This window comes from Chromohalobacter sp. HP20-39, from assembly GCF_033052815.1.
In the GTDB taxonomy this organism is placed as follows: Bacteria; Pseudomonadota; Gammaproteobacteria; order Pseudomonadales; family Halomonadaceae; genus Chromohalobacter.
Genome location: NZ_JAWHTP010001065.1, coordinates 1 through 243, shown reverse-complemented (window position 1 = coordinate 243; position 243 = coordinate 1). Strand labels below are relative to the sequence as shown.

The 243-nt window shown below is 67.1% G+C and carries 1 pseudogene; it reads left to right on the top strand.

Annotated elements, in window-relative coordinates:
- A pseudogene (locus RVY79_RS21190) lies at positions 1 to 243 on the top strand (S-(hydroxymethyl)glutathione dehydrogenase); the annotation flags it as partial.

The following is a 243-nucleotide window of genomic DNA, read 5'->3' as shown; positions in this document are numbered from 1 at the left end:
ACGTGATGCGCCAGGCCCTCGAGTGCTGCCATCGCGGCTGGGGCGAGTCGATCGTCATCGGCGTGGCGGAAGCCGGCCGCGAGATCTCGACCCGTCCGTTCCAGCTCGTCACCGGCCGCGTCTGGAAGGGTTCGGCGTTCGGCGGCGCGCGCGGACGCACGGACGTGCCGAAGATCGTCGACTGGTACATGGAGGGTAAGATCAACATCGACGATCTGATCACCCACACCATGCCGCTGGAGG